General features: G+C 62.8%; 20 protein-coding genes. 13 read left to right on the top strand and 7 right to left on the bottom strand.

The genetic code is table 11. The features are described 5' to 3' along the window. Positions 1 to 63: 63 nt before the first annotated feature. The 6 genes from ACREP4_RS00740 to asnS all read right to left on the bottom strand — a co-directional run bounded on the left by ACREP4_RS00740 (position 64) and on the right by asnS (position 4,431). Positions 64 to 591, bottom strand: coding sequence for a 3-hydroxyanthranilate 3,4-dioxygenase (locus ACREP4_RS00740; RefSeq protein ID WP_431594301.1), 528 nt, complete (start codon positions 589 to 591; stop codon positions 64 to 66). A gap of 332 nt (positions 592 to 923) precedes the next feature. Continuing rightward, a complete protein-coding gene (gene can, locus ACREP4_RS00735) occupies positions 924 to 1,586 on the bottom strand; it encodes a carbonate dehydratase (RefSeq protein ID WP_431594300.1) in 663 nt (220 codons plus the stop codon). Between the two features lie 74 nt (positions 1,587 to 1,660). Next, positions 1,661 to 2,299: an FMN-binding negative transcriptional regulator gene (locus ACREP4_RS00730; RefSeq protein ID WP_431594299.1), complete on the bottom strand. Its 639-nt coding sequence runs from the start codon at positions 2,297 to 2,299 to the stop codon at positions 1,661 to 1,663. Positions 2,300 to 2,308: 9 nt separating this feature from the next. Beyond that, entirely contained in the window at positions 2,309 to 2,623 is a 315-nt protein-coding gene (locus tag ACREP4_RS00725) for a hypothetical protein (protein ID WP_431594298.1), read from the bottom strand. Further along, positions 2,620 to 2,925: a hypothetical protein gene (locus ACREP4_RS00720; RefSeq protein ID WP_431594297.1), complete on the bottom strand. Its 306-nt coding sequence runs from the start codon at positions 2,923 to 2,925 to the stop codon at positions 2,620 to 2,622. Before ACREP4_RS00720 ends, ACREP4_RS00725 begins: the two co-directional genes overlap by 4 nt. Positions 2,926 to 3,036: 111 nt before the next feature. After that, positions 3,037 to 4,431 (bottom strand): asparagine--tRNA ligase, encoded by a 1,395-nt coding sequence (gene asnS, locus ACREP4_RS00715; RefSeq protein WP_431594296.1) that lies wholly within the window; start codon positions 4,429 to 4,431, stop codon positions 3,037 to 3,039. A 151-nt stretch (positions 4,432 to 4,582) separates the two neighbouring features. Between asnS and ACREP4_RS00710 the strand changes: the two genes are divergently transcribed. After that, on the top strand, positions 4,583 to 4,921 hold the full coding sequence (locus ACREP4_RS00710; RefSeq protein WP_431594295.1) for a HesB/IscA family protein: 339 nt from the start codon (positions 4,583 to 4,585) through the stop codon (positions 4,919 to 4,921). A gap of 343 nt (positions 4,922 to 5,264) precedes the next feature. On the opposite strand, the gene ACREP4_RS00705 is transcribed toward ACREP4_RS00710, so the two are convergent. Beyond that, the gene (locus ACREP4_RS00705) at positions 5,265 to 6,479 is read right to left on the bottom strand and encodes an MFS transporter (RefSeq protein WP_431594294.1); all 1,215 of its coding nucleotides are present in this window, start codon (positions 6,477 to 6,479) and stop codon (positions 5,265 to 5,267) included. A 246-nt stretch (positions 6,480 to 6,725) separates the two neighbouring features. On the opposite strand from ACREP4_RS00705, the gene rpsF reads away from it, so the two are divergent. The 12 genes from rpsF (at position 6,726) to ACREP4_RS00645 (ending at position 23,579) form a co-directional block, all read left to right on the top strand. Next, positions 6,726 to 7,157: a 30S ribosomal protein S6 gene (gene rpsF / locus ACREP4_RS00700; RefSeq protein ID WP_431594293.1), complete on the top strand. Its 432-nt coding sequence runs from the start codon at positions 6,726 to 6,728 to the stop codon at positions 7,155 to 7,157. Positions 7,158 to 7,168: 11 nt separating this feature from the next. Next, positions 7,169 to 7,399, top strand: a complete 231-nt coding sequence (gene rpsR, locus ACREP4_RS00695) for a 30S ribosomal protein S18 (RefSeq protein WP_002804494.1) — start codon at positions 7,169 to 7,171, stop codon at positions 7,397 to 7,399. A gap of 121 nt (positions 7,400 to 7,520) precedes the next feature. Beyond that, positions 7,521 to 7,970: a 50S ribosomal protein L9 gene (gene rplI, locus ACREP4_RS00690; RefSeq protein ID WP_431594292.1), complete on the top strand. Its 450-nt coding sequence runs from the start codon at positions 7,521 to 7,523 to the stop codon at positions 7,968 to 7,970. Between the two features lie 230 nt (positions 7,971 to 8,200). Then, the gene (gene smc, locus ACREP4_RS00685; RefSeq protein WP_431594291.1) at positions 8,201 to 11,704 is read left to right on the top strand and encodes a chromosome segregation protein SMC; all 3,504 of its coding nucleotides are present in this window, start codon (positions 8,201 to 8,203) and stop codon (positions 11,702 to 11,704) included. A gap of 47 nt (positions 11,705 to 11,751) precedes the next feature. Further along, positions 11,752 to 12,495, top strand: a complete 744-nt coding sequence (gene zipA / locus ACREP4_RS00680) for a cell division protein ZipA (RefSeq protein ID WP_431594290.1) — start codon at positions 11,752 to 11,754, stop codon at positions 12,493 to 12,495. A 243-nt stretch (positions 12,496 to 12,738) separates the two neighbouring features. Continuing rightward, on the top strand, positions 12,739 to 15,216 hold the full coding sequence (gene ligA, locus ACREP4_RS00675; RefSeq protein WP_431594289.1) for an NAD-dependent DNA ligase LigA: 2,478 nt from the start codon (positions 12,739 to 12,741) through the stop codon (positions 15,214 to 15,216). Next, positions 15,213 to 15,695, top strand: a complete 483-nt coding sequence (locus tag ACREP4_RS00670; RefSeq protein ID WP_431594288.1) for an N-acetyltransferase family protein — start codon at positions 15,213 to 15,215, stop codon at positions 15,693 to 15,695. The genes ligA and ACREP4_RS00670 overlap by 4 nt, the downstream gene beginning before the upstream one ends. Beyond that, positions 15,683 to 16,636, top strand: a complete 954-nt coding sequence (gene epmA / locus ACREP4_RS00665; RefSeq protein ID WP_431594758.1) for an EF-P lysine aminoacylase EpmA — start codon at positions 15,683 to 15,685, stop codon at positions 16,634 to 16,636. The genes ACREP4_RS00670 and epmA overlap by 13 nt, the downstream gene beginning before the upstream one ends. A gap of 199 nt (positions 16,637 to 16,835) precedes the next feature. Beyond that, the gene (locus tag ACREP4_RS00660) at positions 16,836 to 17,519 is read left to right on the top strand and encodes a DUF3011 domain-containing protein (RefSeq protein WP_431594287.1); all 684 of its coding nucleotides are present in this window, start codon (positions 16,836 to 16,838) and stop codon (positions 17,517 to 17,519) included. Positions 17,520 to 17,553: 34 nt separating this feature from the next. Next, entirely contained in the window at positions 17,554 to 18,618 is a 1,065-nt protein-coding gene (gene mtnA / locus ACREP4_RS00655; RefSeq protein WP_431594757.1) for an S-methyl-5-thioribose-1-phosphate isomerase, read from the top strand. Between the two features lie 298 nt (positions 18,619 to 18,916). After that, on the top strand, positions 18,917 to 21,625 hold the full coding sequence (gene gyrA, locus ACREP4_RS00650) for a DNA gyrase subunit A (RefSeq protein WP_431594286.1): 2,709 nt from the start codon (positions 18,917 to 18,919) through the stop codon (positions 21,623 to 21,625). A 334-nt stretch (positions 21,626 to 21,959) separates the two neighbouring features. Next, entirely contained in the window at positions 21,960 to 23,579 is a 1,620-nt protein-coding gene (locus ACREP4_RS00645) for an acyl-CoA synthetase (RefSeq protein WP_431594285.1), read from the top strand. Positions 23,580 to 23,623: the final 44 nt, after the last annotated feature.

Genomic DNA, 23,623 nt, shown 5'->3' with positions numbered 1-23,623 from the left:
GGGACAGGACGCGTGGCAAATGTAGCCGCAGTGTACCTGCCCCTACGAGGCTGGCGGGTGTGCTCAGGCGTCGCTGGTGACCGGTTGTGGCAGCGGATGCACATTGCCGCATTGGCTGCAGGTGCGGTGTTGCAGCGACGAATGGAAACGGTCGAAAACCTTGGGCAGATCGGTCTCGATGTTCTTCAATGCGAAGAACTCTTCGTAGAGCTTGTGGTTGCACTGCGGGCAGAACCACATCAGACCGTCCAGTTCGTGTTCAAGCCGCTTGCGTTCCACCACCAGACCAACCGAGCCGGGCATGCGTTGCGGTGAATGCGGCACGCGCGGTGGCAGCAGAAAGATCTCGCCGGCCCGGATCGGGATGTCACGCACCGCGCCGTCTTCCTGTACCCGCAACACCATCTCGCCTTCGAGCTGGTAGAACCACTCCGGGCCTTCGTCCCAATGGAAATCGCTGCGGTTGTTAGGGCCGCCCACGACCATCACGATGAAGTCACCGTTCTCGATCATCTTGTTGCCGACCGGCGGCTTCAGAAAATGACGGTGTGCTTCGATCCAGCCGTGGAGATTCAGGGGCATTGCGAGCATGCAGGACGCCTTTGAAGTTGATCTTGCTGTTGATCTTGCTCTTGTTTGAACTTGATCTTGCTTGAACTTGATCTTGATTCAACCCTTCTCCCGCAAGCGGGAGAAGGTGCCCCAGAGGGGCGGATGAGGGGAGCTTTTAGAAAACGTCCCAGAGCGCCCTCACCCCAACCCCCGCTCCGCGCCCCGGCCCTTGCGCTGGCGCAAGGGCGTTCAACGGGGCACGAACCGGTGGTTCGTAAGCGCCCCTCTTTCACCCCGCCAACGGGAGAGGGGCTCAAATACAAGAGCAGTGCTCAGATGCAAGAGCAGTGCTCAAGCGAGCACCGCCAAACTCAGTCGCGCTTGCCCTTGCGCGGCACATACGACAGCGCTTTCTCATACGCCGGCTGCAGGTCATCCGGGCTGCCGACATCGATGCCCATTTCACGCACGCGGCCGTCGCGCAGGCTGTACACCCAGCCGTGAACCATCAGCTTCTGTCCGCGGGCCCAGGCATCCTGCACGATGGTCGAGCGGCAGGCATTGACCACCTGCTCGATCACGTTCAGTTCGCACAGGCGTGCGTGCTTGAGCTCGGGCTCTTCAATCGCATCCATAATCGCGGCGTGCTTCTGCGCGACATCACCTACATGGCGCAGCCAGTTGTCGGCCAGGCCGACGCGGGTGTTGTTCAAGCTGGCGTGCACGCCGCCGCAGCCGTAATGGCCAACGATCAGAATGTGCTTCACCTTCAGCTGGTCCACCGCGTACTGCACCACGCTCAGGCAGTTCAGATCGGTGTGCACCACCACGTTGGCCACGTTGCGGTGCACGAACACTTCGCCAGGGGCCATGCCGATGATCTGGTTGGCCGGCACGCGCGAGTCGGAGCAACCGATCCACAGATACTCGGGATGCTGCTGGGTGGCCAGTTGATGGAAGAACTCCGGATCTTCTTTTTCGATCCGGTCGGCCCAGTCGCGGTTGTTCTGCAGCAGCTTGTGAATGTCTTGCATGGTGGTTGTCCCTGACGTCGGGTGGGGGCAAGACGTGGCGGTTGGGGCCACGTTGTCGCGGGAAACGGGGGGTGTCAGTGGCCAGCGAAAACTTCGTCACGGCGCCAGCGCATCCATTGCGCCAGCTCGTCGGACGTGGGCGTAGCCAGCTGTTTCAGCTGGTCAATGACCGAAAGCTGGTTGGCTTCGGGGTGATTCTGGCTGAGCTTCAGCGTGATCTGTACCTGCTCGACCGTGAAACGGAAGCCAACGATCCCGCGCAGCTGGCGGCGGTGGTCATGGCGCTCGGGCTCAAAACGCCAAGCCTGGCCAACGCTGGCTTCAAAACGATCACTCACCGCGCTGACCAGTTCGGCCAGCGCGTCGGTGTCGTCGAATGGCTGCAGCTGGCCGCGTAGTTCGGCGGTGGCGTAATTCCACGTCGGCACGCGCGCGGCTTGATCCTTGTCTGGATACCAGCTGGCCGAAACATAGCCATGCGGACCATCGACCAGCACTTTGGCCGTGCCGGTTCGCCGCGCCTGCGGATTGGGCCGGGCCCAATGCCCGAGCAGCTCGATGTGTTGGCCGTCACGCCGATACAGCACCGGCATGCGGGTGAGTTCGGGCAGGCCGTCGTCGCCGGTGGTCAGCACCGTGACGAATGGATCGCGCGCCATCAGGCGATCCAGCCAGTGCAGGTCGTTCTCGCTGAAGGCGCGCGGGCTGAACATCAGCGTGGGTCAGACCCGGGTGCCGAGCAGTTGCACCATGCGGTCGCGCAGCGCGTCATCGTCGTCGCCAACCGGCGGCTGCACTTCATGCAGCGAGAAGCCGCGTGCCAGTGCGTCTTCTTCATCCAGCCCATCAAATGCCACGAATTCGGCGTCAAACAGCTGCGCGCGGGCGGTGTCCTCGCTGTCGTAGCTGAGCGTGTTGCCGTCGCTGTCCAGCACTTCGGCGGTGCCGGCCGGGCGGACGCGCAGGCGTGCCCAGATCAAGGTGCCGCCGAGCTGCGCCAGCCACCACTGGTCGATGGGAGTGTCGTGGTTGTTCATTTCAATACCTGGGAATAAAGGCCGAGCAGCCCGGCCATGGCCAGCCCGCCCAGCATCACCAACAAGGCGATGCGTGCCGGCGTGGCAAGCCCGGACAGCGAGCGGTCGCTGATGCCGGTGTAGCCGCGTGTCAGCAGCCAGCGCAGGCAATCGGGTTTGAGAAAGGCGCCATTGCCGAATTCATCAGCCAGCACCGGATGCCGGTCGCGGATGTGCACCAGCGTCAACGGCCAGAAGATCAAAAACGCGCTGAGGCCGGCGATGGCGATACCTACAAAGCACAGCGCGAAGAAGAGCGTCATAGCGGCCGGGAGTGAAGAGGAGTCAGAAGTGAGAGACAGCAGAAGCTGCTCGCCGCGTTTGGGTGTGCGTTGCGCTGCCTTCTCATGTCCGACTCCTCACTCGTGTGCTCCTTAGAACTCCGCCGAACCCGGTGCGCGCGGGTAGGGGATTGCATCGCGGATGTTGGACAGGCCGCAGACGTAAACCACCAGACGCTCGAAGCCCAGGCCGAAACCCGCATGCGGCACCGAACCATAGCGACGGAAATCGCGATACCACTGGTAATGCTCGCGATCCAGGCCGAACTGCGCCATGCGTGCGTCCAGCACATCCAGGCGCTCTTCGCGCTGGCTGCCGCCGATGATCTCGCCGATGCCCGGGGCCAGTACGTCCATCGCGGCGACGGTCTTGCCGTCGTCGTTCAAGCGCATGTAGAACGCCTTGATGTGCTCGGGGTAATTGGTGACCACCACCGGGCGACCGACGTGTTCTTCGGTCAGCCAGCGCTCGTGTTCGGTCTGCAGGTCCAGGCCCCATTCCACCGGGTAGTCGAACTTCTTGCCGGACTTCTGCAGCAGCGTGATCGCATCGGAATACTCGATGCGCTCGAACGGCGCGTTGACGAACGATTCCAGGCGGGTGATCGCGTCCTTCTGCACGCGCTCGGCGATGAAGGCCATGTCGTCGCCGCGCTCATCGAGCACCGCACGGAACAGGTACTTGAGGAATTCCTCGGCCACACGCGCGTCTTCGGCCAGATCGGCGAAGGCGATTTCAGGCTCCACCATCCAGAACTCAGCCAGGTGGCGCGTGGTGTGGCTGTTTTCGGCGCGGAAGGTCGGGCCGAACGTGTAGACCTTGCTCAGCGCCAGGCAGTAGGCCTCGACGTTGAGCTGGCCGGACACGGTCAGGAAGGTTTCCTTGCCGAAGAAGTCGCGGCTGAAGTCGATTTCACCATTGCCCGTGCGCGGCAGGTTGGCCATGTCCAGCGTGGAGACGCGGAACATCTGGCCAGCGCCTTCGGCGTCGGAGGTGGTGACGATCGGCGTGCTGATCCAGTAGAAGCCGTTTTCGTGGAAATAACGGTGCACGGCCTTGGACAGGCAGTCGCGGATGCGGGTGACCGCACCGAACAGGTTGGTGCGCGGGCGCAGATGCGCCACTTCGCGCAGGAACTCCGGCGACATCGGCTTGGGTTGGATCGGGTAGGTGAGTGGGTCTTCGACCCAGCCGACGATCTCAAGGCTCTGGCCCTGGATCTCGAAGCTCTGGCCCTTGCCCTGCGACTTGACCAGCGTGCCGGTGGCGATCACCGAGCAGCCCGGGGTCAGTCGCTTGATGTCTTCAAAATTGCCCAGCGCCTCGGTAGCCACGACCTGGATCGGCGCAAAGCCCGAGCCATCGCTGACGTTGACGAAGGCCAGTCCTGCCGAGCCGCGCACTGTGCGCACCCATCCGCGAACCGTGACTTCTCCGCCTTCCGGGAACTTCCCGGCAAGGGCGTGTGCAACGCTGACCACCGTCATGACATGAATCCTCTGTTGATCGACTCGATCTGTGAATGCGAGATTTTAGCGGCTGTAAGCCCGGGCAGGCGAGGCATTTATCAGCGCTTGCAGTACCCGATGGCCGACTCCACCTATAATTGGCCCGTAATTCTGCTGGAGTCGCCCCATCATGGCTGTTCATCTGACCCCCATCGCCCATGCCCGTGTGCAGCGTTTTGTTGCTTCCACGCCCGGTGCCTTGGGCTTGCGTTTCGGCGTTACCCGCACCGGCTGCTCCGGCTGGGGTCATATCACCGACCTAGCCAAGGACGTGCGCGAGGGCGATGCCGTGTTCGAGCAGGACGGCGTGCGCATCTATGTAGATGCCGATAGCTTGGCGCTGGTCGACGGCACCGAGATCGACTTCGGCAAGCAAGGCCTGAGCGAGACGTTCACCTTCAAGAACCCGAACGCAGCGGCGGAATGTGGTTGTGGCGAGAGCTTCACCACGGAAGACATGCATCGCTGAATGTTTCTGGCGGTTGAGGTGGAACAAAGAAGGCCGGCGCCCTTGGGGTGTCGGCCTTTTGTTTGGGTGGGTGGGGTAGGTTCTCGGGCGGAGCTTCCAGCGCGCAAAGACCCGCTTATCCCTTCTCCCGTATACGGGAGAAGGTGCCCCGAAGGGGCGGATGAGGGAGCTTTTGAGCTTTTGCTTGCTAGAAGCTTCCCCTCACCCCAACCCCCGCTCCGCGCCCCGGCCCTTGCGCTGGCGCAAGGGCGTTCGTGGGGCAGCGAACCAGTGGTTCGCAAACTGCCCCTCTCACCCCGCAAACGGGAGAGGGGCTTAAGCAGGGCCTTCGCCGCGGCCGCGATTACTGGCTACAAATCGCCTCACGCCCCGCACTACGACGCTCCAGTGCAACCGCCGCAAACCACAGCAACAACCCGGCCGCCGCCGTCGCCGCACCTACATAACCGGTGCTTGCATGGCCGAAACCGGCGTTGATCGCCATGCCGCCCAGCCACGGGCCCAATGCATTGGCCGTATTGAACGCAGCATGGTTGGAAGCAGCGGCCAGGGTCTGCGCTTCGCCGGCGGCGTCCATCAGGCGGGTCTGCAGCGCGACGGCGAGGGCGCCCATCGTGCCTACGGCAATGATCGCCGGCACCATCGCCCAGGCCGACTGTGCGGCCAGCGGGAACAGCAGCAAAACCACAACCGACCATGTCAGCAGCACGCCAGCGGCGCGGAACTGCAGGCGGTCGACCAGTTTGCCGCCGGCGATGTTGCCGATGATCGCGCCGACCCCGAACAGGCCCACGGCCACCGGCATCCAGCGCTCATTGATACCGGTTACGTTGACCAGGGTGGGCGCCAGATAGGTGAATACGCAGAACATGCCGGCAAAGCCGATCGAGCCAATGGCTAGCGCCAGCCACACCTGGGTCGTGTTGAAGGCCCGCAGTTCGCGCATTGGCGACGTGCGGACTTCGTTCGGGTCCGGGCGAAGGTGACGAGCCACCATCAGCACCGTTGCCAGCGCGAGCAGGCTGACCAATGCGAATGCGGTGCGCCAGGTGAGTTGCTGGCCCATCCAGGTAGTTAGCGGATTGCCGACCAGGATGGCAATCGAAAGGCCCAGCAGCACTTTGGACACTGCAGCGCCGCGTTGCTCGGGTGGGCTGATCGAAGCGGCCACCAGCATTGCCACACCGAAATAGGCGCCATGCGGCAGGCCGGCGACGAAGCGCGCCAGCAACATCGTGTGGTAATTCGGGGCCAGCGCGCTGGCCAGATTGCCGGCTGCGTAGAAGCCCATCAGGCACAGCAGCAAGGTGCGACGGCTCAGGCTAGCGCCGGCAAACGCCAGCACAGGAGCGCCAACCACGACGCCGACCGCGTAGGCGCTGATCAAATGCCCAACCTGGGCCTCGCTGATCCCCAGCCCGCGGCTGATTTCCAGCATCAGGCCCATACTGGCGAATTCGCTGGTGCCAATCGCAAAGCCGCCCAGCGACAGCGCCAATAGAATGAGGGTGCGTTGGCCGGCGCTGAGGCTGGCGGCCAGAGAAGCTGGGTTGTTCACGTCGAAACCTGGAGCGGCGTGGAAACGGTTGCAGATTGTACTGTTGCGCCGCAGCAGGCGCCCGCCGGCCAAGGTGCCGGCCATCGGACGCTGTGTTCAGTTTGAATGAGGGCGACTTGCCTGTAGCGGCCGCTCGTTGGATAATGCGCGGCTTCCTTCGCTTCCAGCGTTGGAACCCTTGCCCCACCGCGTTCACAGCGGGGGGCTGTCCGGCCCGCAGGGGCCACATCCGAAAGGTATGAAAACATGAGTCGTCATTACGAAGTCGTGTTCCTGGTCCACCCGGACCAGAGCGAACAGGTTCCCGCCATGATCGAGCGCTACAAGGCGCTGGTCGAAGCCGGTAACGGCACCATCCACCGTCTGGAAGATTGGGGTCGCCGCCAGCTGGCTTACCCGATCCAGAACCTGGTCAAGGCCCACTATGTTCTGATGAACATTGAAGCCGACCAGGCAGTTCTGAATGAACTGACCGAGAGCTTCCGCTTCAACGACGCCGTGCTGCGCAACCTGGTCATGAAGCGTGACGAGGCTGACACCGAGCAGTCGCTGATCATGAAGAGCAAGGACGAGAAGGGTGACAAGCCCGAGCGTGGCGAACGTCGTCGTCGTGACGACGAAGAAGGTGCCACTTCCAACAATGACGAAGCCGGCGACGACGCCGCTTCTGCTGAATAAGGAGCACTTTCATGTCCAAGTTCTTCCGTCGCCGTAAGTTCTGCAAGTTCACCGCTGAAGGCGTGAAAGAGATCGATTACAAGGATCTCAACACCCTGCGCCAGTACCTGACCGAGAACGGCAAGATCGTTCCGAGCCGCGTCACCGGCACCAAGTCCAAGTACCAGCGCCAGCTGGCAACGGCCGTCAAGCGCGCCCGTTTCCTGGCCCTGATCCCGTACACGGACAACCACGACGTCTAAGTCGCGGTCGCCTTGAAAGCCCGGTTCGCCGGGCTTTCAGCGCAAGCCTATCCCGTCCTATTCGGACAGCAAGCGTTGCGATGCCCACAGGGTGCCGCTAACGAATAACGGAGCAATACCAATGAAGCTGATTCTTCTGCAGAAAGTGACCAACCTCGGCGGCCTGGGCGACCTGGTTGACGTGAAGCCGGGCTACGGCCGCAACTTCCTCGTGCCGCAGGGCAAGGCCGTTCCGGCCACCGAGAGCAACGTTGCCGAGTTCGAAGCCAAGCGTGCCGAGTACGAAGCCAAGGCTTCGGCCCAGCATGCCGGTGCTGAAGCCCGCGCTGCCAAGTTCGAAGGCGCCAGCGTCACCATCGGTGCGCACGCTTCGACCGAAGGCAAGCTGTACGGTTCGGTTGGCCCGCGCGATATCGCCGAAGCCTTCACCGCAATCGGCCTAGAGCTGAACAAGAGCGAAGTCATCCTCGGCGAAGGTGCTTTCCGCAACGTGGGTGAGTTCGACGTCATCGTCAAGCTGCACGCCGACGTGGAAGCCACCGTCAAGGTCATCGTCCAAGCCGACGCCTGATCCTGCCGTTGTAGATGTAGTGGAACGGGCGCCGCAAGGCGCCCGTTTCTTTTGGGCCGCCGGGCCATGCAGCCGGGGGCTGCGGGTGTCGCTATACTCGTTCCCCAGTGCCGTGCTTCAGGCTTTGAATCTTTACGGATATCAATGGTTTGGGGGCGGGAAAGGAACTTCCGGAATTTCCCCCGGAGTGCCGGCAGGCCAGCGCCGGGCTCCGCCAATAGCCCGAGTCCATGCGTCTATCCACGATCAAGCTTTCCGGTTTCAAGTCCTTCGTCGATCCCACGACGCTGCACCTGCCGACCAACATGACCGGCGTGGTCGGCCCGAACGGCTGTGGCAAGTCGAACATCATCGATGCGGTGCGCTGGGTGATGGGCGAAAGCTCGGCCAGCCGCCTGCGTGGTGATTCGCTGACCGATGTGATCTTCTCCGGCTCGGCCGGGCGCAAGCCGGTGTCGCAGGCCACGGTCGAGCTGATCTTCGACAACACCGACCACGCGATTTCCGGTGAATATGCCGCGTTCAATGAAATTTCGGTCAAGCGCACGGTCAGCCGTGACGGCAGCAGCAATTATTATTTGAACGGCACCAAGTGCCGGCGCCGCGATATTACCGATCTGTTCCTGGGCACCGGGCTTGGCCCGCGCAGCTACTCGATCATCGAGCAGGGCATGATCAGCCAGATCATCGAGGCGCGCCCGGAAGACCTGCGCGTGTACCTGGAAGAAGCTGCCGGCATCTCCAAGTACAAGGAGCGCCGCAAGGAAACTGAAACCCGCATTCGCCACACCCGCGAGAATCTGGATCGCCTCAACGATCTACGCGAGGAAATCGGCAAGCAGCTGGAACACCTCAAGCGGCAGGCAAAGCAGGCTGAGCAATATCAGGCCTTGCAGGAAGAGCGCCGGATCAAGGATGCGGAGTGGAAGGCGCTGGAATATCGCGGGCTGGACGGTCGCCTGAGCGGCCTGCGTGAAGCCTTGTCGCGCGAAGAAACCAAGTTGCAGCAGTTGATCGCCGAGCAGCGCGAAGCCGAAAGCCGCATCGAAACCGGTCGCGTGCGCCGCGAAGAAGCCGCCGAAACCTTGAACCGCGCACAGGCCGATGTTTACCAGGTAGGCAGCACGCTGGCGCGCCTGGAACAGCAGATTCAACATCAACGTGAGATGTCGCAGCGCTTGAACAAGGCGCGCGATGAAACCCGTCAGGCATTGGCCGAACTCGGTCAGCACATCAGCGGCGACGAAGCCAAGCTGATCTTGCTGCGCGAAACGGTGGAAGCTGCCGAGCCGCAACTGGAACAGTTGCAGGAAGAAAACGAACTGCGTCAGGACGCGCTGCGCGAAGCCGAAACCAAGCTGAGCGATTGGCAGCACCGCTGGGAAGCGCACAACCGCAACACCTCTGAAGCCACGCGCTCGGGTGAAGTGGAGCGCACCCGCGTGGATTACCTGGACAAGCAGGTGCTCGAGGCGGATCGCCGTCGCGAGACGTTGGCGGCCGAGCGCGCCGGATTGGATATGGACGCGCTGGCCGAAGCGTTCGAGCAACTGCAGCAGCAGCACGAAACACAGAAGGCCAGCGTCGATTCGCTGACCGAGCAGGTCGAGGCGCGCAAGGAATCGGCGGCGACGCTGCAGGAACAACAGCGCACCAGTCAGTCGGAACTGGCCGAAGTGCGCAAGCAGGCGCAGTCGGCGCGCGGTCGCTTGTCGTCATTGGAAGCCTTGCAGCAGGCGGCCCTGGGGCAGGAGCAGGGAGCTGCGGTGGCGTGGCTGAAAGCACGCGGGCTGGATTCTGCCTTGCGCGTCGGCGAACGCATCACCGTGGAAACTGGCTGGGAGAACGCGGTTGAAAGCGCGCTCGGTCAGCTGATCGAAGGCGTGCTGGTGGATGCGCCGGAAACGCTGGTCGATGCACTCGGTGAGTTGGGTGAAGGCCGCATCGCCTTGGTGTCGGATGCCGAGGGCAAGGCGGATTTCGCGCCGACCTCGTTGGCCGCCAAGGTGCAGGGGCCGCTGGCGATCCGCCGGCTGTTGGCGCGACTGCATGCGGCAGATGATCTGGCGCAGGCGCGTGCGTTGCAGGCGAAACTGCCGGACGGTGACTCGGTCATCACCCGCGATGGTGAACGTCTGGGCGAGGGTTGGGTGCGCTTGTCGCGCTCTGGCGCGGCACAGCAGGGCGCGTTGTTGCGCGAGCGCGAAATCGTCACCTTGCGCGAACAGATTGAAACGCTGCAGGCGCGCGAAAGCGAACTGGAACAGCGACTGTCCAGCCTGCGCGAGCAGTTGCTGGCGGCCGAACAGCACCGCGAAGAAGCGCAGCGTGCGTTGTATCAGTCGCATCGCAGCGCCTCGGAATTGGCAGGACAATTGCAGAGTCAGCAAGGCCGGCTGGAGTCTTCGCGCGCTCGCATCGAACGCATTGAAAGCGAGTTGGCACAGCTGCTGGAAACGCTGGAGGTCAGTCGCGAGCAGGCCAGCGAAGCGCGGATACGGTTGGATGATGCCGTTTCCAGCATGGGTGACCTGGAGTCATCACGGCATGCGTTGGAAGGTGAGCGCCGGCAGCTGACCGAAGCGCGTGATCTGTCCCGCGATGCCGCACGCAACGTTCGCGAGAGCATGCACGCGCTGGCATTGACGCTGGAATCGCAGCGCACCCAGATCACCTCGCTCAGCCACGCACTGGAGCGCATGAGCAATCAGCGCGGGCAGCTGGATTCACGCCTCGGTGAATTGCATTCACAGCTCGACGACGGCGATACGCCGGTGCTGACGCTGGAATCGGATCATCAAAACGCGCTGGGTGAACGTGTGCGCGTTGAGCGCGTGCTTGGTGAAGCGCGTGCGCAGTTGGAAGGCATAGACGCCGACCTTCGCGGTGCCGAACAGACCCGGCATCAGCGTGACGAGCAGGCGCTGGCGCAGCGCGAGCGTATCTCCCAGCGCAAGTTGGATCAGCAGGCGCTGGTGCTCAGTGCCGAGCAGTTGGCTGGCGCGGTCGAGAAGGCCGGCTTCGTGCTGCAGGACGTGATCAACACGCTGGCCGAAGACGCACGTCTGTCCGATTGGGAGCAGGCGGTGCACCAGATCGACGGGCGCATGCGCCGGTTGGAGCCGGTGAATCTGGCCGCCATCCATGAGTACGGCGAGGCGTCGCAGCGCTCGGAATATCTGGAAGCACAGAACATCGATCTGACCACTGCGCTGGAAACCCTGGAAGACGCCATCCGCAAGATCGACCGCGAAACCCGTGGTCGCTTCAAGGACACCTTCGACCGGGTCAATGCCGGGGTGCAGGCGCTGTACCCGCGTCTGTTCGGTGGCGGTCATGCCTATCTGGAGCTGACCGGCGAAGACCTGCTCGATACCGGCGTGACCATCATGGCGCGCCCGCCGGGCAAGCGCGTGTCCAACATTTCGCTGTTGTCCGGTGGTGAAAAGGCGATGACCGCGGTTGCGCTGGTGTTCGCCATCTTCCAGCTCAATCCGGCCCCGTTCTGTTTGCTGGACGAGGTGGACGCGCCGCTGGACGAAGCCAACGTCGGCCGCTTGGCCAACATGGTCAAGGAAATGAGCGAGAAGGTGCAGTTCCTGTTCGTCAGCCACAACAAGGCCACGATGGAGGCGGCGCAGCAGCTGTCCGGCGTGACCATGCGTGAGCCGGGTGTCAGCCGCTTGGTCAGTGTGGACCTGGAAGAGGCTGCGCGATTGGCGGGCGCGGCGTGACGTGCCATCCTTTAACCACCTGAACGAACCTCCGGAGATTCCAACGCATGTCCGACATGGCACTGTTGCGCATCGGCATTCTGTTTGCCGGACTGCTGCTGGTTGCAGCGATTTTTCTGTTCGGGCGTTCCCGCAGGCCTGCTCAGGGCAAGCGCAAGGAATCGCCTTCGACCGAAACGGCTGAGCGTCGCGAGCCGGTGCTGGGCGCTGCCGACGAAACGCAGGGCGCTGAAGCGACCGCCAATACGGCAGACGGCGAAGGCGTCAGCCAAGCCGAGCTTGGTTTGGCCGATACCGATCCGGCTGCCAACAGCGAGTTGGGCAAGCGCCCAAGCCAGGATTTCGACAAGATCGTGTCGCTGTATGTGGCGGCACGTTCCGGCGAAGTGCTGCGCGGTGAGGACATCGTCGTTGCCGCCGAGAAGACCGGTTTGGTATTTGGCTATATGAATGTGTTCCACCGTCTGGTGGAAGGCCACCCCGAGCGCGGCCCGATCTTCTCGATGGCCAGCATCATGAAGCCGGGCAGTTTCGACATGGCCAGCATCCGCGACATGGAAACGCCGGCCATCGCGTTCTTCCTGACCCTGCCAGCGCCGATGACCGCCCTCGATGCCTGGGAAAAGATGCTGCCGACCGTGCAGCGGATGGGTGAGTTGCTGGATGGCGTAGTGCTGGACGACAGCCGCAATGCGCTGGGTCGCCAGCGCATCGCGCATATCCGCGATGACCTGCGTGCCTACGACCGTCAACATCAAGCGCCGCCGCTGACCAAGTCACCGCGCTGGTAAGTTTGCTGGGGGCTTCTTTCAGCTGAATTTTCGCTGCAGAAGCCCCCCTCCCAAACCCTCCCCTTGGCTTTGCCTAAGGGAGGGGGCGAAAACGGAACTCGGCAAGCTGATCGAAGGCATGCACCTCCCCCTCCCTTAGGCAAAGCCAAGGGGAGGGCCGGGGAGGGGTAAGCAATTCGCTTGTGATCCAAAACCAAAGCGAACACCCCGGCGTCTACACGCGCACGCGGGTAAAATCGCCGCATGAATTCCAATATCCAAGCCGCCCAGCGCATCGCCGCGCTCCGGGCACAACTGGCCGACGCTTCGCGCGCCTACCATGAGCTCGACGAGCAGATCATTCCCGACGCCGAATACGATCGGCTGATGCGGGAGCTGGAAGCGCTGGAGGCTGCGAATCCCGAGCTGGACAGTGCGGATTCGCCCAGTCACCAGGTAGGTGGAAAAGCATCATCACGCTTTCCTGAGGTGGCCCATGCGGTGCCGATGTTGTCGCTGGGCAATGCCTTCAGTGATGAAGAAGTGCGTGACTTCGTCCGCCGCATTGATGAGCGTCTGCGCCGCACGCAACTGCTGTTTTCGGCTGAGCCCAAGTTGGATGGCCTTGCGATCAACCTGCGTTACGAGCACGGCCGTTTTGTGCAGGGCGCCACGCGCGGTGATGGTGCGACCGGCGAAGACGTATCGGCCAATCTGCGGAAGATCAAAGTGATACCGCAACAACTGGATGGCCAGGGATGGCCGGACGTGCTCGAAGTCCGTGGTGAGGTGTACATGCCGCGTGCGGACTTTGAACGCTACAACGAACAGGCGCGCCTGCATGGCGGCAAGGTACTGGCCAATCCGCGCAATGGTGCGGCTGGCTCCCTGCGGCAGCTCGATCCAAAAATCAGCGCGCAGCGTCCCTTGAGTTTCTTTGCCTATGGCTTGGGCGAAGTGTCTGGCGGCGAGTTGCCGGCGACGCATTCGGCCACGCTGGCGCAATTGGCGCAGTGGGGTTTCCCGGTCAGCGACCTGTGCCAGGTGGTCGAAGGTGCTGATGGCTTGTTGGCGTACTACCGCGATATCGGCGAGCGCCGTGATGCCCTGGCGTTCGACATCGATGGCGTGGTCTACAAACTGGATGACCGGCAGGGTCAGCAGGAAATGGGTTTTGTCGCGCGTGCGCCGCGCTGGGCCATTGCGCATAAATTCCCGGCGCAGGAGCAGACCACCACGGTCGAGGCCATCGAGATCCAGATCGGCCGCACCGGTGCCGCAACGCCGGTCGCACGTCTCAAGCCGGTGCATGTAGCCGGCGTGGTGGTGACCAATGCCACGCTGCACAACGCCGATCAGATCGCGCGCCTGGATGTGCGCGTGGGCGATACGGTGATCGTGCGCCGTGCCGGTGACGTGATCCCGGAAGTGGTCAGCGTCATCGCCGACAAGCGCCCCGATGACACCACGCCGTGGCAGATGCCGCGCGTATGCCCGGTCTGCGGTTCGGAGATTGTGCGCGAAGAAGGCGAGGCCGCGTGGCGTTGCTCCGGCGAGCTGAGCTGCCCGGCGCAGCGCAAGGAAGCCATTGCGCACTTCGCTTCGCGCAAGGCGATGGACATTGATGGGCTGGGTGACAAGTACATCGAAACGCTGGTGGATGCTGGCATCGTGCGTGGCGTCGCCGATCTGTATGCATTGAACCGCGATCAGTTGCTGCTGCTGAAGCTGGCGCTGGACGCGGATTCTCCTGAAGCGCTGGCTTCGCAACTGAGCTTGCACCTTGTGCCGGAAGGGAGCGGTGACACGCTCAAGCAGATTCTGACGTTGAGTGGCGACGACGCCAGCTGGCGTGCGCAGGTGCTGGCCGTGCCGGCGCAGTTCCAATGGAACACCAAGAAGATCGCCACCAAGTGGGCCGACAATCTGATCGCCGCCATCGCCAACAGCCGCAATACGACGTTGGAGCGGCTGCTGTTCGCACTGGGTATCGAACATGTGGGTGAGAGCACTGCCAAGGCACTGTCGGTGTGGTTTGGTGATCTGGAATTGATTCGCCATCTGCCGTGGCCGCTGTTCAAGCGCGTGCCGGATATCGGTGGCGAGGTGGCGCGTTCCATCGGTCACTTCATGACGCAGCCAGGCAACCAGCAGGCCATCGATGAGCTGTTGGCGCGCGGCGTGCAGATCACCGACAGCCATCCGCCCAGTGCGAAGCTGCGTGGCGAACTCACCCTGGCCAATCTGCTGCAGGACATGGAGATCCCGAAGGTCACCCCGGTGCGCGCCAAACAATTGGCCGAGGCGTTCCCGTCGGTGGATGCCATCCGCGATGAAAGCGCGCACAACTTCGTGACCGCGGGCCTGCCCGCGGAAACTGCCAATGCGCTGGTGGCGTGGTTGGATGATGATGCCAATGCCGCATTGTTCTCCGCGGCCGGTGTGCAGATGCAGGCGCTGCTGCAGCGCACGCCGGAAGCCTCGCAGCAGGTCGCCGGCCCCTTGGACGGCAAGACTGCCGTATTGACCGGCACGCTGGCGCAGATGAGCCGCGACGAGGCCAAGGCCCGCTTGGAGGCGTTGGGCGCAAAGGTGTCCGGCAGCGTGTCGAAGAAGACCAGCTTTGTGGTGGCTGGCACCGAGGCCGGCTCCAAACTGGACAAGGCCAACGAGTTGGGCGTGGAAGTGTGGGATGAAGCACGTCTGTTGAGCTTCCTCGCCGATAACGGACAAAGCGCATGAGCAACAGCATCACCGCCCGCGTTGCCGGGCCAGAAGATTTCGAGCGGCTGATCGCGATGGTGCGCGATTTCTACGTCGAAGATTGCATCCTGTATCAGGCCGAGCTGGTCGAGCCGGGCCTGCAGTCGGTATTGGGTAATCCGTCCTTGGGCGCGGTGTTGATGCTGTCCAGTGAGGACGTGGCCGAAGTGGGTTACGTCACGCTGGGTTGGTGTTTCAGCGTGGAGCAGGGCGGGCGATTCGTGTTGCTGGACGAGTTGTACTTGGGGCCGGCTGCGCGTGGCCGTGGCTGGGGACGGCAGGCGCTCGCTTTGGCCCGCGACTGGGCTGCAGGGCAGGGCGCGGCGGTCATCCGGCTGGAAGTCAATCATCACAACGCCAAGGCCAAGCGCCTGTATCTATCGGCCGGTTATCGCGATGACGAGCGCGACATTCTGACGTTGTCGTTGAACGGCCAATCGGGAGGATTGCATTCGTGATCGCCGCATTGCACCAGCGCTCACGCTTGAATGCGCTGATCCGTGAATTTTTCGCGCAACGGCAGGTGCTGGAAGTGGAGACGCCGATCCTGTCGGCCGCCGGCAACACCGAGCCGAATATCGAAAGTTTCCACACGTATTTCACCGGTCATTCTGACGCGGGCGCGCCGCTGCGCTGGTTGCGAACCTCGCCGGAGTATCCGCTCAAGCGTCTGCTCGCCGCCGGTGTGGGTGATTGCTACGAACTGGGGCGCGTATTCCGCAACGGTGAGGCCGGTGGCCGCCACAACCCCGAGTTCACCATGCTCGAGTGGTACCGCGTGGGCTGGGATCACCACCGTTTGATTGATGAAACCGTCGCGCTGGTGCGACAGGCCTTGGCGATGGTGGGGCGAGAGGCGACCTTGCGCGTGCTCACCTACCGCGAGTTGTTCATCGAAGCCGTGGCGTTGGATCCGTTTGTAGCCGATATCGCGCAGCTGCGCGCGGGACTCGGCGAGGTGGATATCCAGCCGGAGGGGCTGACCCGCGATGATTGGCTGGACCTGCTGATGACCCACCGTATCCAGTCGCAGTTTTCCCCCGATTGCATCACCGTCATTCACGACTGGCCGGCCACGCAGGCTGCGCTGGCACGCATTCGGCCGGGCGAACCGCCTGTCGCCGAGCGCTTCGAGCTTTACCTGGGCGCGGTGGAACTGGCCAACGGTTATCACGAGCTGACCGATGCGGACGAGCAGCGGCAGCGTTTCGAGCGTGATCTAGCGGTGCGGGCGACGCGTGGCAGCGAATTGCCGCCTTTGGACGAAGCCCTGTTGGCCGCGTTGCCTGCCATGCCGGCGTGCGCTGGAGTTGCGGTGGGTGTGGATCGGCTGTTGATGGCGCTGGCAGGCACGCCGCGCATCGCCGAAGTGCTGGCATTCGATTTCAGAAATGCCTGAAGGCTGCGGCTGATTTCTTCGGCGTGCCCAGACATGGCGCGGTCATGCGCCGGTCAAACCCGGCAGGTATCGGTGACGATCAACCGGTTCATGTCGTGAATGGGCCTTGCCGCCTTCACGGTGATGATGCTTTGATCACAGCCACTTGTGCAGGGTATGCAGTACCGGAGTCCATCCAGGCCATGAGCGGAAATTTCGGATGAAGGCAGTTTGCGCCGTTGTATTGCTGTTGGTCCCTGCGCTTTTCACGGCGAAGGCCGGTGAGCCTGTGGCGGCGTCCGCACAAGTGGTGCGCTGTGAATCCAAAGACATGCTGCGTGTGTTCTGCGAGATGGACGTGGGCAAGGGTGTGGAACTTGTGCGGCAGTTGTCCGAACAAAACTGCATCCGCGAAACCAGTTGGGGTATGGAGGGCGACGCGGTCTGGGTCAGCAACAACTGCCGTGCCGAGTTCGCAAAGCGCCAGCCAAGTACGCGTAAGAGCCGGCGAGTGGTGCGCTGCGAGTCGCGCGGCCGGGTTGAAATCTGCCCGGTGGTGCTGCGCGGTGCGCCGGTGCGATTGCTGCGCCAGCAATCGGTGCTGCCGTGCCGGGAAGGGCGCAGCTGGGGGTATGACCGCAACGAGATCTGGGCGAGCCGTGGCTGCCAGGGCGTGTTTGAAGTGGGCGCCGAGGACGGCTCGGGTTTCGTGCAGACGCCGCGCAAGGTGGTCTGCGAATCCAAGAGCAACCTGCGCCGCGAGTGCGGGGTGAGCGTCGAGCGGCGGGTGACGCTGATCGAACAACTGTCCAATGCACAGTGCCGCGAAGGCGAAACCTGGGGCTGGGACCGCAACGGTATCTGGGTGGACAAGGGCTGTCGCGGCGAATTCTCCGCCGATTGAACGACGCATCGGTGTGGCCGATTACAATGGCGGCATGAACGACACCGCCATCGATTACGCTCGCTACGACCATATCCGCCCGATCCGCTGGACCGGCGACGCCCTTGAATTGCTGGATCAGCGCAAGCTCCCGTTCGTGGTCGAGCATGTGTTGTGCCAGGACAGTGACGCCGTGGCCGAAGCCATTCATGCATTGACCGTGCGTGGCGCCCCGGCCATCGGCATCGCCGCCGCCTGGGGCGTGGTGCTGGCCGCTGCCGAAGTGCAGGCCGAAAACGGCGCCGCTGCGTTGGAACTGCTGGAGCCGGCGCTGGTCCGGCTGAATGCCTCGCGCCCCACCGCAGTGAATCTGGCTTGGGCGCTGGCGCGCATGCGCCGCGTACTGGCCGCAGCCGGCGCGGATTGGAAGCAGGTGCTGGCGCTCGAAGCGCAGGCCATTGCCGACGAAGACCTGGCTGCCAATCGCCACATGGGGGCGCTGGGCGCCGCGCTGATTGCCGACGGCAGCGGCGTGCTGACCCATTGCAATACCGGTTCGCTGGCGACCGCTGGCTTCGGCACCGCGCTGGGCGTGATCCGTGCCGGCAAGGCGCAGGGCAGCATCGCGCGCGTGTTTGCCGGTGAAACCCGGCCGTGGTTGCAGGGCGCACGTCTGACCGTGTGGGAACTGCAGCAGGACGGCATCGACGCCACCTTGATTGCGGATTCGGCCGCCTCGCACCTGATGAAGACCGGCGCGGTGCAATGGGTGATTGTTGGCGCCGACCGCATCTGTGCCAATGGCGACACCGCCAACAAGATCGGCACCTACCAGTTGGCCATTGCCGCCCGTCACCACGGCGTCAAGTTCATGGTGGTGGCGCCGTCCTCCACGGTGGACATGGGCACCGTCCATGGCGATGAGATCGAGATCGAGCAGCGTGACCCGGGTGAGCTGTACGGCGTGGGTGGCGTGCGTACCGTGGCCGAGGGCATTGCCGCCTGGAACCCGGTGTTCGACGTCACTCCGGGCGAACTGATCGACGCCATCGTCACCGAGCGTGGCGTGATCCTGAAGCCGGATCTGGCCGCGATGACCGCCGCATTCGGCAACGCCTGAGCGTAATGCCGAGCCATGCTCGGCGGAGGCTCTGCCGATAATTCCGAGGCGGAACATGGCGCCGCTCTGCGGCTTCGATCCGGCAACGCCGGGCGGCGCCTCGCTTCAGCTGGGAAGAAACCCGGCCAAGGTCGCCGTCAAGGACCTAAGTTCCTGATTTATTCCGGTAAAAGTCCCGCAATATGCGGCGAAAAATGCCCATTTGTGGTAGAGTCCATCGGTTGATTCTCGATTCCGACAGAGGTGGCCAAGCAGGCACCTTCGTCGGGCTGGATCGCTACCAGACAACGGAACCCGAATGGCAGAAAACGCCAAGGAAATCATCCAGGTCAACCTGGAAGACGAGATGCGCAAGAGCTACCTCGATTACGCCATGAGCGTGATCGTGGGGCGCGCACTCCCCGATGCTCGCGATGGCCTCAAGCCAGTCCATCGCCGTGTCCTGTTCGCCATGAGCGAGCTGGGTGCGCACAGCAACAAGCCGTACTACAAGTCGGCACGTATCGTCGGTGACGTCATCGGTAAGTACCACCCGCATGGCGATCAGTCGGTCTACGACACGCTGGTGCGTTTGGCGCAGCCGTTCTCGTTGCGTTACATGCTGGTGGACGGCCAGGGTAACTTCGGTTCGGTCGATGGTGACTCCGCCGCAGCGATGCGTTACACCGAGGCGCGCATGTCGCGGCTCGCGCATGAGCTGATGGCCGATCTTGACAAGGAAACCGTCAATTTCCAGCCCAACTATGACGAAAAGGAAATGGAGCCGACGGTCATGCCGACCCGGTTCCCGAACCTGCTGGTCAACGGTTCGGCCGGTATCGCGGTGGGCATGGCGACCAACATTCCGCCGCACAACCTCACCGAAGCCATCAATGCCTGCATCGCGCTGATCGACGATCCGTCGATGGACGTGGATGGCTTGATGGAATTCATTCCGGGCCCGGATTTCCCGACTGCCGGCATCATCAACGGCACGGCCGGCATCATCGCCGGTTATCGCACCGGCCGTGGCCGTGTGCGCATCCGTTCCAAGGCGGATATCGAAGTGGCCGACAACGGCCGCGAATCGATCATCGTCACCGAGATTCCGTACCAGGTGAACAAGGCGCGGTTGATCGAGAAGATCGCCGAGCTGGTCAAGGAAAAGAAGCTCGAAGGCATCAGCGAGCTGCGCGATGAGTCCGACAAGGACGGCATGCGCATCTACATCGAAATCAAGCGTGGCGAGTCGGCCGAGGTTGTGCTCAACAACCTGTACCAGCAGACCCAGATGGAGTCGGTGTTCGGCATCAACATGGTGGCGCTGATCGATGGCCGCCCGAAGTTGATGAACCTCAAGGAGATGCTGGAGGCGTTCCTCCGCCATCGCCGTGAAGTGGTCACCCGCCGCACCATCTTTGAACTGCGCAAGGCGCGTGCGCGTGCGCACGTATTGGAAGGCCTGACCGTTGCGTTGGCCAACATCGACGAGATGATCGAACTGATCAAAACGTCGGCCAACCCCGCCGAAGCCAAGGAGCGCATGCTTGCCAAGGTGTGGGCACCGGGCCTGGTGGGTTCGTTGCTGGCGGCCTCGGGGGCGGAAGCATCGCGCCCGGAAGACCTGCCCAAGAACATCGGCCTGGTCAGCGGCAACTACCAGCTCAGCGACGTCCAGGCGACGCAGATCCTCGAAATGCGCCTGCACCGCCTCACCGGGCTGGAGCAGGACAGGCTGACCGAGGAATACAAGGTACTGCTGGAAGTCATCGCCGGCCTGATCCGCATTCTGGAAAACCCGGACGTGCTGCTGCAGGTCATCCGCGAAGAGCTGGAGAACGTGCGTTCGGAATTCGGCGATCCGCGCCGTACCGAAATCCGTCACAGCGAAGAAGATCTCGACATCCTCGACCTGATCGCACCGGAAGACGTGGTGGTCACGCTGTCGCGTGCCGGCTACGTCAAGCGTCAGCCGGCCAGTGCGTATCGTGCGCAGCGTCGCGGTGGTCGTGGCCGCAGTGCGGCGGCGACCAAGGACGAGGATTCGATCGAACAGCTGTGGCTGGTCAACACGCACGACACGCTGTTGACCTTCACCAGCTCGGGCAAGGTGTTCTGGCTGCCGGTGCATCAGCTGCCGGAAGCCGGCTCCAATGCGCGTGGTCGTCCGATCATCAACTGGATCGCGCTGGAAAATGGCGAGCGCGTGCAGGCTGTGCTGCCGGTGCGTGAGTACGACGACAGCCACTTCGTGTTCTTTGCCACCCGCAACGGTACGGTCAAGAAGACGCCGCTGAGCGAGTTCGCGTTCCGTCTGGCGCGTGGCAAGATCGCCATCAACCTCGACGAAGGCGATGCGCTGGTTGGCGTTGGCCTCACCGATGGTGAGCGCGATGTACTGCTGTTCGCGTCCAACGGCAAGACCGTGCGCTTCGGTGAAGACAAGGTCCGCTCGATGGGCCGCACCGCGACCGGCGTGCGCGGCATCAAGATGGCAAAGGGCGAGGAAGTTGTCAGCCTGATCGTGGCCGAAAGCGCCGGTGGCGTTGAGGACGAGAGTGAAGAAGAGGGTAATGTCGTCGAGGAAGTGGTGACCGAAGGCGGCGAAATCGCCGACAACGGCGCCGACGACGCAGGTGCCCAGTACATCCTCACCGCGACCGAGAACGGCTACGGCAAGCGCACCCCGCTGGCCGATTACCCGCGCAAGGGTCGTGGCACGCAGGGTGTGATCGGCATCCAGACCAGCGAGCGCAACGGCAAGCTGGTCAGCGCGGTGCTGGTGAGCAACGAGGACGAAGTGATGTTGATCTCCGACGGCGGCACGCTGGTGCGTACCCGCGGTTCGGAAATCTCGCGCGTCGGCCGCAACACGCAGGGCGTCACCCTGATTCGTCTGTCCAAGGGCGAGAAGCTGCAGGCCGTTGAGCGCCTGGATGCCTCGCTGGATTCTGGTGACGATGTTGAGGATGAGTCCGAAGTGATCACGCAGGATGCAACGCAGGCCCCGGCAACGCCCGACGCCTGATTGCTGCTGCGGTAGAAAAGAGAAAACGCCGGCAATGCCGGCGTTTTTTTTTTGGAGAGCGCCCTCACCCCAGCCCCTCTCCCGCGTGCGGGAGAGGGGTTGGTCGCACGGGGAGTCGCAATACAGTAGGTCGCAAAGTACCGAGTCCCTCTCCCGCATGCGGGAGAGGGGTTGGGGTGAGGGCGCTTCTGCTTCACCGATTCAGCGACGAATAGTGATTGCTCCAGACAATTCCCAACGCTGCGCTCAGTCCTGCGACTAAGGTCGCAGCGACAGAATGACTCGTGGTGCACGACCCTCTCCGGCATATTTGGGATTGAGTGAGGGCAAGACCATGTACCAGAATCTGAGCCGAAATCAGGCCAACTACACGCCGTTGTCGCCGCTGGGTCTGCTGCGCAAAGCGGCAGCCGTGCATCCGCAGCGACTGGCGGTGATCCACGGTCAACGCCGCTTGAACTGGGCGCAGGTGTACGAACGCTGCCGACGACTGGCGTCGGCGCTGCGTGGCATGGGCATCGTGGAGGGCGACACCGTTGCCGCCATGTTGCCCAACATCCCGGCAATGATTGAATTGCACTACGGTCCAGCGATGCTGGGCGCGGTGCTCAATACGCTCAATACCCGTCTGGATGCGGAAACTCTGGCTTTCATGCTGGACCACGGTGAAGCCAAGGTCGTGTTCACCGATCGCGAATTTTCCCCCGTAATGCAACGTGCTTTGGCCCTGTGCAAAAACCCGCCGCGGGTGATCGATGTGGATGATGCTGCCGTTGTGCAGGGCGAGTTGCTGGGTGAGATCGAATACGAAGCGTTGCTGGATACCGGCAATCCCGATTTCGAGTTCACGCTGCCTGCTGACGAATGGAATGCCATCGCGCTGAACTACACGTCGGGCACGACAGGCGACCCGAAGGGCGTGGTGTATCACCATCGCGGCGCTTATTTGAATGCGGTGGCAAACATCATCGATTGGGGCATGCCGCAGCATCCGGTGTATCTATGGACGCTGCCGATGTTCCACTGCAACGGTTGGTGTTTTCCGTGGACGATGGCGGCAGTGGCCGGTACTCAGGTTTGTTTACGTCGCTTTGATCCGAAGGAAGTGCTGGACCTGATGCGTGAGCACGGCGTCAGCCATTACTGCGGTGCGCCGGTGGTGCATGCAGCGTTGGCTGCCGCGCCGGAAGCCTGCAAACAAGGGCTTGGTGGTCTGAAAGGGCAAGTTGCGGGGGCCGCGCCGACGGCGGTGGTGCTGGAGGAGATGGAGCGGATGGGTGTGGAGATCACCCACGTCTACGGCCTCACGGAAGTGTACGGTCCCGCCTCGATCTGCCAGCCAAGAGTGGAGTGGGCGGAACTGCCGATTGATGCCCGTGCCGAGTTGAACAGCCGCCAAGGTGTGGCCTGCCTGTTGCAGGAAGACATGCAGGTGCTGGATCCGGAGTCCCTGCAGCCGGTGCCGTGGGACGGCGCCACGATTGGCGAAATCATGTTCCGCGGCAACATCACCATGAAGGGCTATCTGAAGAACCCGCGTGCGACCGAAGAAGCTTTCGCTGGCGGCTGGTTCCACACGGGCGATCTGGCGGTGGTGTATGCCGATGGCAACGTCAAAATCCGCGACCGCTCCAAGGATGTGATCATTTCCGGTGGCGAGAACATTTCCTCGCTCGAAGTGGAAGATGTGTTGTGCCGGCATCCTGCGGTGATGGCCGCAGCGGTGGTTGCGCGGCCGGACGCGAAGTGGGGCGAAACGCCTTGCGCCTTCATCGAGCTGAAAGAGCAGGGTGAGCTGAGCGATGAAGCTGCGCTGGCGCATTGCCGGCAACACATGGCCGGTTACAAAGTACCCCGCAGTTTTGTATTCGGCCCGCTGCCGCGCACCGCCACTGGCAAGGTGCAGAAGTTCAATCTGCGCGACCGGGCCAAGGAGTTGGCCGGAGGCAAGTGACGTGAAGCGGCAAGCGTTCAGTGAATCTGCGCTTCATCCGTAGG

This window comes from Stenotrophomonas sp., assembly GCF_050737575.1.
GTDB lineage: Bacteria > Pseudomonadota > Gammaproteobacteria > Xanthomonadales > Xanthomonadaceae > Stenotrophomonas.
This window is presented reverse-complemented; position numbering and strand designations above follow the sequence as displayed.

Coding starts and splice junctions, on each gene's coding strand:
- ACREP4_RS00740 (WP_431594301.1), bottom strand. CDS start 591: ATGCTCGCAATGCCCCTGAATCTCCACGGCTGGATCGAAGCACACCGT.
- can (WP_431594300.1), bottom strand. CDS start 1,586: ATGCAAGACATTCACAAGCTGCTGCAGAACAACCGCGACTGGGCCGAC.
- ACREP4_RS00730 (WP_431594299.1), bottom strand. CDS start 2,299: ATGTTCAGCCCGCGCGCCTTCAGCGAGAACGACCTGCACTGGCTGGAT.
- ACREP4_RS00725 (WP_431594298.1), bottom strand. CDS start 2,623: ATGAACAACCACGACACTCCCATCGACCAGTGGTGGCTGGCGCAGCTC.
- ACREP4_RS00720 (WP_431594297.1), bottom strand. CDS start 2,925: ATGACGCTCTTCTTCGCGCTGTGCTTTGTAGGTATCGCCATCGCCGGC.
- asnS (WP_431594296.1), bottom strand. CDS start 4,431: ATGACGGTGGTCAGCGTTGCACACGCCCTTGCCGGGAAGTTCCCGGAA.
- ACREP4_RS00710 (WP_431594295.1), top strand. CDS start 4,583: ATGGCTGTTCATCTGACCCCCATCGCCCATGCCCGTGTGCAGCGTTTT.
- rpsF (WP_431594293.1), top strand. CDS start 6,726: ATGAGTCGTCATTACGAAGTCGTGTTCCTGGTCCACCCGGACCAGAGC.
- rpsR (WP_002804494.1), top strand. CDS start 7,169: ATGTCCAAGTTCTTCCGTCGCCGTAAGTTCTGCAAGTTCACCGCTGAA.
- rplI (WP_431594292.1), top strand. CDS start 7,521: ATGAAGCTGATTCTTCTGCAGAAAGTGACCAACCTCGGCGGCCTGGGC.
- smc (WP_431594291.1), top strand. CDS start 8,201: ATGCGTCTATCCACGATCAAGCTTTCCGGTTTCAAGTCCTTCGTCGAT.
- zipA (WP_431594290.1), top strand. CDS start 11,752: ATGTCCGACATGGCACTGTTGCGCATCGGCATTCTGTTTGCCGGACTG.
- ligA (WP_431594289.1), top strand. CDS start 12,739: ATGAATTCCAATATCCAAGCCGCCCAGCGCATCGCCGCGCTCCGGGCA.
- ACREP4_RS00670 (WP_431594288.1), top strand. CDS start 15,213: ATGAGCAACAGCATCACCGCCCGCGTTGCCGGGCCAGAAGATTTCGAG.
- ACREP4_RS00660 (WP_431594287.1), top strand. CDS start 16,836: ATGAAGGCAGTTTGCGCCGTTGTATTGCTGTTGGTCCCTGCGCTTTTC.
- mtnA (WP_431594757.1), top strand. CDS start 17,554: ATGAACGACACCGCCATCGATTACGCTCGCTACGACCATATCCGCCCG.
- gyrA (WP_431594286.1), top strand. CDS start 18,917: ATGGCAGAAAACGCCAAGGAAATCATCCAGGTCAACCTGGAAGACGAG.
- ACREP4_RS00645 (WP_431594285.1), top strand. CDS start 21,960: ATGTACCAGAATCTGAGCCGAAATCAGGCCAACTACACGCCGTTGTCG.